This window comes from Mesorhizobium sp. A623, from assembly GCF_054489405.1.
This window is the reverse complement of the sequence record NZ_JBTMXB010000023.1, coordinates 59919-67524: the sequence shown is the minus strand read 5'-3', so window position 1 is coordinate 67524 and position 7606 is coordinate 59919. Positions and strand designations below refer to the sequence as shown.

The 7606-nt window shown below is 62.8% G+C and carries 7 protein-coding genes; 6 read left to right on the top strand and 1 reads right to left on the bottom strand.

From position 1 onward, the window contains the following. The first annotated feature begins 292 nt into the window (after positions 1 to 292). Positions 293 to 631 (top strand): hypothetical protein, encoded by a 339-nt coding sequence (locus tag ACX3P1_RS20050; RefSeq protein ID WP_459081353.1) that lies wholly within the window; start codon positions 293 to 295, stop codon positions 629 to 631. 147 nt (positions 632 to 778) lie between these two features. Here ACX3P1_RS20050 and ACX3P1_RS20045 read toward each other — a convergent pair whose 3' ends face one another. Then, positions 779 to 1447 carry a GntR family transcriptional regulator gene (locus tag ACX3P1_RS20045; protein WP_459081352.1) on the bottom strand — a complete coding sequence of 223 codons (669 nt, stop codon included), beginning with the start codon at positions 1445 to 1447 and terminating at the stop codon, positions 779 to 781. A 137-nt stretch (positions 1448 to 1584) separates the two neighbouring features. On the opposite strand from ACX3P1_RS20045, the gene ACX3P1_RS20040 reads away from it, so the two are divergent. The 5 genes from ACX3P1_RS20040 (at position 1585) to ACX3P1_RS20020 (ending at position 7601) form a co-directional block, all read left to right on the top strand. After that, on the top strand, positions 1585 to 2172 hold the full coding sequence (locus ACX3P1_RS20040; protein ID WP_459081361.1) for an amino acid synthesis family protein: 588 nt from the start codon (positions 1585 to 1587) through the stop codon (positions 2170 to 2172). Continuing rightward, entirely contained in the window at positions 2165 to 3994 is a 1830-nt protein-coding gene (locus ACX3P1_RS20035; protein WP_459081351.1) for an alpha/beta fold hydrolase, read from the top strand. The genes ACX3P1_RS20040 and ACX3P1_RS20035 overlap by 8 nt, the downstream gene beginning before the upstream one ends. Before the next feature lie 5 nt (positions 3995 to 3999). After that, a complete protein-coding gene (locus ACX3P1_RS20030) occupies positions 4000 to 5037 on the top strand; it encodes an LLM class flavin-dependent oxidoreductase (RefSeq protein WP_459081350.1) in 1038 nt (345 codons plus the stop codon). 19 nt (positions 5038 to 5056) lie between these two features. Further along, positions 5057 to 6532, top strand: a complete 1476-nt coding sequence (locus ACX3P1_RS20025; RefSeq protein ID WP_459081349.1) for an aldehyde dehydrogenase — start codon at positions 5057 to 5059, stop codon at positions 6530 to 6532. 64 nt (positions 6533 to 6596) lie between these two features. After that, positions 6597 to 7601, top strand: a complete 1005-nt coding sequence (locus tag ACX3P1_RS20020) for an ABC transporter substrate-binding protein (protein WP_459081348.1) — start codon at positions 6597 to 6599, stop codon at positions 7599 to 7601. The last annotated feature ends 5 nt before the right edge of the window (positions 7602 to 7606 follow it).

Here is a 7606-nt window from a genome sequence, read left to right as displayed (position 1 = left end):
GGTACAAGGCAGCCACGGCATAGCCAACGGCATCAAAGGTTGAAATCCGTCCGCACCCCGATCAATGCACCAAGACCGTCTGACTATCTATTTCGCATTCGGCGGGCGCGCCGGTCTGCTCATCGCAATGCTGCGCAACAAGGATGCGCACTCGCAGTAGGTCACCACTCTTCATGAAAGCGCCGGAGACGAATGGGACGACTTCTATTCATACGTCGATGCATGGCTTGACTACCTTCCTGTGATCTACCCGGTCGGCATTCAACTGGATGCGGCGGGGTGAGACGACCGCATGAAGAAGGCCCTTCTGCGTGGAATGAAACACATTCTGGCCCGGCTTCAGCGCGCTGGTCGCATTGCGCCAAATTGGACGGCTTGCGAATTCGGTGTCTCGGTTCTCAACATGCGGCCCGTCGGGCATGCCAGTCCTGATGGCCACGGGATCGTTCGGCGTCCAATCCTGGATGACTTGCCGCCGCCAACGATCATCATCGCGGACATCTATGGGGACTACAAGTCAGCCTTTGTCCGGCTGCTGATAGACGTAATAACGAACTTCTTTCGCGAGGTTGGACCACAGCAATTTGCTGTCACCACTCCTGAACGCGCGAAAGGTGTTTTTGACGTCTGAAGTACTCAAAACATTCTCCGCCTGTGAACCAGCACCGAAACATCTTCATCCCTTTGGAATCTCCGAAGGGGTTTCGTGGATCAATCGTCATTTGCTCGATCATTGCCTGAACGGTTCCTGGGCTGAGAGTGGTTTCAGGAGGAAAAATCAGCTGCTCTTTAGCGATTGCCGCGCTATCGCCCAGGCCTGCTCGACATGGTGCCGGGCGGCGGCTTCGGCCTTGTCGGCGTCGCGGGCCCGGATCGCCTGCATGATGTCCTGCATCTCGGCGATCGCCGGTTCGCGCCGGTTGGTCGAGGCGATGGTCATCGACCGCAACTGGTTGATCCGGACATTCAGCCCCTGCACGATTTCCCAGGCGATATGCTTACCGGCAGCGGCGAACAGCTTTTCATAGAACCGCGTCACCGCCCGCATCACCTCAACGGGGATACTCGAAGCCCACGCCTTGAGAAGATCTTCGTACGCATGATCGAGCCCGACGATCTGTTCGTCTGTCGCCGTCATGGCGCAGGCACGCGCCGCGACGCCTTCCAGCAGCGCCCGCAATTCGTAGATCTCGTCGGTGCGGTCGAGGTCCGGGCGCGCGACGGCCGGTCCGTGTCCCGGAACCATCTGCACCAGGCCCTCGGTCTCCAATTGGCGCAGGACTTCGCGAACCACCGAGCGGCTGACGCCGAGCTGGTCGCAAAGCGGGCGTTCGACCAATCGCTCGCCGGGCTGGAAATGAAAAGTCATGATGGCGTCGCGCATTCGCTCGAGCGTCAATGTGCGCAGCGTCTTCATCGAACGTTCAATGCGCAGCGTATCGCTCATGGCTGGTTCCTTCAATGAACGGACCGAAATCAGATTCGAATAGGCGTTGACAAGGTTCTCGGGGAGATAATAACATGGTATACCATAATACGGAACGCAAAATGTATGCCGTAGTAGACCAGCCGGGGACCACCGCCATGAACGCCGCCATTCGAAAGATCGTGACCTATAGCGAGACCACTTTGATCGAGGGTGGCAAGGCGGCGCCTCAGCCGTTGCGCCTATTCGGCGTCGCGGCGGTTCTGACCAATCCGTGGGCAGGCAAGGGTTTCGTCGAGGATCTGTCGCCCGAGATAAGGGCCTACGCGCCGGTGCTCGGCGAGTTGCTGACCCGCGAGATGCTCGCGGTCGCCGGTTCGGGCGAAGCCATCGAAGCCTATGGCAAGGCGGCCATCTGCGGCACCGCCGGCGAAATCGAGCATGCTTCAGCGCTGATCCACACGCTGCATTTCGGTAATCACTATCGTCGCGCCGTCGGTGCCGAGACCTACCTCGCCTTCACCAATCTGCGTGGCGGGCCGGGCACCCCGATCATGATCCCGCTGATGGACAAGAACGACGCGGGCCGGCGCTCGCACTATCTGACCGTGCATTTCCAGATCCCCGACGCCCCGGCGCCCGACGAACTGGTGATCGCGCTGGGCGCTTCGATCGGCGGCCGCCCGCATCACCGTATCGGCGACCGCTACAAGGACCTCGAGGAGCTCGGCGACCTCCATGGCTGAGCGTCTCGCCGCATCGGCTCGTATTCGCGAGAAAGCACCTGACGGTACGGCCTATCTGCGTGCCGGTGCAGGCGAGGCGATCGTGTTCGTCCACGGCGTCGGTATGAATGCGGCGATCTGGCAGCCCCAGATCGACCGGCTGAAAAGCCGCTACGACGTGATTGCCATCGACATGCTGGGGCACGGCGCTTCGCCGCTGCCGCCGGAGCAGGCGAGCCTGTCGGACTATGCCCGGCAGGTTATCCATCTGCTCGACCATCTCGGTCTCGACCGTGCCTCTGTCGTCGGCCATTCGATGGGCGCGCTTGTCGTGCAGGAAGTGGCGCTTGCCGCGCCGGAACGGATACGCCGTCTCGTCTCGATCAACGCCGTATTCCGCCGCTCGCCGGCGCTTGCCGAAGCGGTTCGCGCTCGTGCCGCCGACCTCAGTGGCCACGGCGACCCTGCCGGCATTACCGCCACGGTTGCCCGCTGGTTCGGCGAGCGGATATCGCCGGAACTGGCCGATGCGGCGGCGATGGCCCGCGCCGCCCTAGAAAGCGCCGACCAGCAGGGCTATGCCCGCGCCTACCGTCTTTTCGCGCGCGCCGATAACGAGCATGCCGAACGCCTGCCCAAACTCGCCATGCCGGCCCTGTTCATGACCGGATCGGAAGACCGCAATTCCTCACCGTCCATGTCCGCCGCGATGGCCCGCCTCGCGCCGCAGGGAAGCTGCCTCGTCCTCGACGGGGAAAAGCACATGATGGCGCTCGCCTCGCCCGAGAAGGTCACCCGTCACATCCTCGCTTTTCTTGAAAGCGGCGACGGCGCGAAGGCAACGGAGGGATCAAAAATGGATGCCGCTTTCGATGCGATGGAATTCAGGCGCGCGCTCGGCTCGTTCCTGACCGGCGTGACCATCGTCACCACCATCGGTCCCGACGGGGAACCCAGGGGTTTTACCGCCAATTCATTTACGTCTGTATCGCTCGATCCGCCGCTGGTGCTCATCTGCATCGCCAAGAAGGCACACAGCCACCCGGTCTTTTCGGCCTCGAAAGGCTTCGCCGTCAACATATTGAGCGAGGAGCAAAAGGCCGCCTCCGGCATATTTGCGTCGAAAGCCGCCGACAAGTTCGATGCCGTCGAATGGCATGCTGGATCGACAGCGAGCCCGATGATCGACAATTCGGTCGCGGCGTTCGATTGCGACATGGAACAGTTGATCGATGCCGGCGACCACTCGATCCTGATCGGCCGGGTTCGTGACTTTTCCCACAACGGCGCGCAGCCGCTCGGTTTCTGCCGGGGCGCCTATGTCAATCTCGGCCTCAGCCAGGAAGCCTTGCTGTCGGCGCCGCAGAACATGGAAGTCGGCGTTATCCTCGAAGACGAAGGCCGTGTGCTGTTTTTCGAAAGGCCGGACGGAAACTGCGAGCTGCCGGCCGGCGCCGGTCTGGGCACGGCCGAGAACGCCAAGAGCTTGATGGGGAAATTGTCTGCCCGCGCCATCCAGGCCCAACTCGGATTCCTGTTTGCGGTATGGGACGATGCCGGGCAATCCTCGCGCTCGCACGTCTATTATCTGGGTACGCTCGACGCTCCCTGTTCGAGCGACGGTCAGGCCCGTCTGGTCGAGATCGACCGGATTGCGAACTTGAAAATCGCCGACCCTGCCGTGTGTTCCATGCTGGCGCGCTATGTGCGCGAACGGACCGAGGACGCCTTCGGCATTTATGTCGGCAACGAGCGCGAGGGCGAGGTGCGACCGTTAGCAAAAAGCCCCTTGGCAAAAGCCCCGCTCGCGAACCCCACATCCCATTCGTCAAAGGCCGGTTGACCACAATGAAATTCTCGCTTTTCGTTCACATGGAGCGCTCCGATCCGGCCAAGCCGCACACGGAACTGGTCAAGGAACTGGAAGACCTCGTGCTGATGGCGGAAGCTGCCGGCTTCGAGACGGCGTGGATCGGCGAACACCACGGCATGGAGTTCACTATCTCGCCCAACCCGTTCATCAACATTGCCTATCTCGGAGCCAAGACGACGCGCATCCGGCTCGGCACCGGCACGGTCGTCGCCCCCTTCTGGCACCCGATCAAGCTTGCCGGCGAAGCCGCGATGGCCGACGTCATCACCGGCGGCCGCCTCGATATCGGCATTGCGCGCGGTGCCTACAGCTATGAATACCAGCGGCTTTTCCCCGGCCTCGACGCATGGGGCGCCGGTCAGCGCATGCGCGAGATCATCCCGGCCATTCGTGGCCTGTGGGAAGGCGACTTCGAGCTCTCCGGTGAATTTTGGTCGTTCCCTTCGACCACCTCGGCGCCCAAGCCCGTGCAGCAGCCTTTCCCGCCGATCTGGGTGGCGGCGCGCGATCCCAATTCGCACGATTTCGCGGTGTCTAACCGCTGCAACGTGCAGGTGACGCCGCTGGCTTCCGGCGACGGCGAGGTTACCAGCCTGATGGAGCGCTTCAATGCTGCCTGCGCCGCCCATCCGGAGATCGAGCGGCCGGAAATCATGCTTTTGATGCACACCTTCGTCGCCGAGGACGCGACTGAGGCCGAGCGCCTGACCAACGATTTGTCGCAGTTCTACTGCCAGTTCGGTGCCTGGTTCCAGAACAAGAAGCCGGTGCACCAGGGTATCCTCGAGGCGCTTACGGAAGAAGAAATCGCCGCCATGCCGCAATATGCGCCGGCCAAGATCCGCGAAAACCTGGTGATCGGCGAGGCCGACGAGGTGATCGGCCGGCTCAAGGCCTATGAGGCCCTCGGCTACGATCAGTATTCGATCTGGATCGACAGCGGCCTGCCGCATGAGCGCAAGAAGAAATCGCTGCAGCTTTTCATCGACCGGGTAATGCCGGCCTTCAACTAAGCGAAAACCGAGCCGGGCCATGACCGCAACCTCATTTTGCAACTTCATCGACGGCCGTTTCGACGAACCGTCGGTGACCTTTGAAAGCCTCGATCCGTCGACAGGAACGGCGTGGGCGACGATGCCGGCGGCGACGGAGGCCGACGTCGATCGTGCCGTCGAGGCGGCGCACCGCGCCTTGCGATCGGGGCCGTGGGCGACGATGACTGCGACGGCGCGCGGCAAGCTTCTGGTTCGGCTGGGCGATTTCGTCGTCGCCAACGCGCCGCGCCTAGCCGAGTTGGAAACGCGCGACACCGGCAAGATCATCCGCGAGACCCGCGCCCAGATCGCCTATGTCGGCGACTACTACCGCTACTATGGCGGGTTGGCCGACAAGCACGAAGGCAGCCATGTGCCGATCGACAAGGCGGATATGGACGTCACCATCCGCCGCGAGCCGATCGGTGTGGTTGCCGCGATCGTGCCTTGGAATTCGCAGCTTTTCCTGTCGGCCGTCAAGCTCGGCCCGGCGCTGGCCGCCGGCTGCACGGTCGTGCTGAAGGCCTCGGAGGATGGCCCCGCCCCGCTGCTCGTCTTCGCCGAACTGGTGCAGGAGGCCGGCTTTCCGGCCGGAACCGTCAGCATCCTGACCGGCTTCGGCCATGATTGCGGCAAGCGGTTGACCAGCCATCCGCTCGTCTCGCGTGTCGCCTTCACCGGCGGTCCGTCGACGGCGCGCGCAATCGTCAAAAACACCGCCGAAAACCTCGCCTTCACCACGCTCGAACTCGGCGGCAAAAGCCCGGTCGTGGTGTTTGCCGACGCCGATCTCGACAGCGCCGCCAATGCGGTCGTGGCGGGGATATTCGCCGCCACCGGGCAAAGCTGCGTCGCCGGCTCCCGCCTTCTGGTCGAGCGTTCGGTCAAGGATGAATTTCTGGCGCGGCTGACTCAAAAGGCCAAGGCGATCCGGATCGGAGACCCGCAGGACGCCACCACCGAAATGGGGCCGCTCGCTACTCTCAAGCAGCGTGACTGGATCGAAAAGATCGTCGCCGAGAGCCTCGCCGCCGGTGGCCGCCTCGTCACCGGCGGGATGCGTCCAGAGGGCCATCCCGACGGCTTCTATTATTCGCCGACCATCATCGAGGCGAGCGACCAGAAGCTGCCCTGCGTGCAGGAAGAACTGTTCGGGCCGGTGCTCAGCGTGCTGGCTTTCGACAACGAAGCGGAGGCGCTGGCGCTGGCCAACGACACGCCCTACGGCCTCGCCTCCGGCGTCTTCACCACCAATCTTGCCAGGGCGCATCGCCTGGCGCGCGACATCCATGCCGGCATCGTCTGGGTCAACACCTATCGCGCCGTGTCGCCGCTGGTGCCTTTCGGTGGTTACGGCCAGTCGGGCCTCGGTCGCGAGGGCGGGCTCAATGCGATCCGCGACTACACGCGCAGCAAATCGGTCTGGATAAGAACCTCGGACGAGCCGATCCCCGATCCGTTCGTCATGCGGTGAACCCGTTCTGCAGGAACTTTAATGAGCCGTCCATGAAGCATGGGCGCCACACAGGGAGGAAAACATGAAACGTATGCTATTGAGCTTGGCTGCGGGCCTTTTTATGGCGGGTACCGCCAGTGCCGCCGAAATGGTGTTCACCAGTTGGGGCGGGACCACGCAGGACGCGCAGACCAAATCCTGGGCCGAGCCGTTCTCCGCTGAATCCGGCATCAAGGTCCTGCAGGACGGCCCGACCGACTACGGCAAGCTGAAGGCCATGGTCGAAAGCGGCAACGTCGCCTGGGACGTCGTCGACGTCGAGGCCGACTTCGCCATCAAGGCGGCGAAGGACGGCCTGCTTGAGCCGATCGACTTCAATATCGTGCCGAAAGCCGACCTCGACCCGCGCTTTACCACCGATCACGCGGTCGGCAGCTTCTACTATTCGTTCGTGCTAGCCTGGAACAAGGGCACCGTGTCGGGCGAGCCCAAAAACTGGGCCGACATGTTCGACCTGACGAAATATCCGGGCAAGCGCACCTTCTACAAATGGTCTGCGCCGGGCGTCATCGAAATCGCGCTGCTCGCCGACGGCGTGCCCGCCGACAAGCTTTATCCGCTCGACCTCGACCGCGCCTTCAAGAAGCTCGACACCATCAAGTCGGACATCGTCTGGTGGAGCGGCGGCGCGCAGTCGCAGCAGTTGCTGGCTTCCGGCGAAGCGGCGTTCGGGCAACTCTGGAACGGCCGCGTCTTCGCACTTCAGCAGGAAGGCGCCGATGTCGGCGTATCGTGGGACCAGAACTTGACGGCCGCCGACCTTCTCGTCGTGCCCAAGGGCGCCAAGAACAAGGACGCGGCGATGAAATTCCTGGCCAACGCGACCAGCCCCAAGGCGCAGGCATCGTTTGCCGAAGCGACCGGCTATGCACCCATCAACACCGCCGCCAAGGCCGAAATGCCGGCCGATGTCGTCAAGTCCCTGCCCGACGCCCATACCGACGGCCAGATCGACCTCGACATGAACTATTGGGCGCAGAACCGCGACGCCATCGCCGAGCGCTGGTACGCTTGGCAGGCCAAGTAAACCCG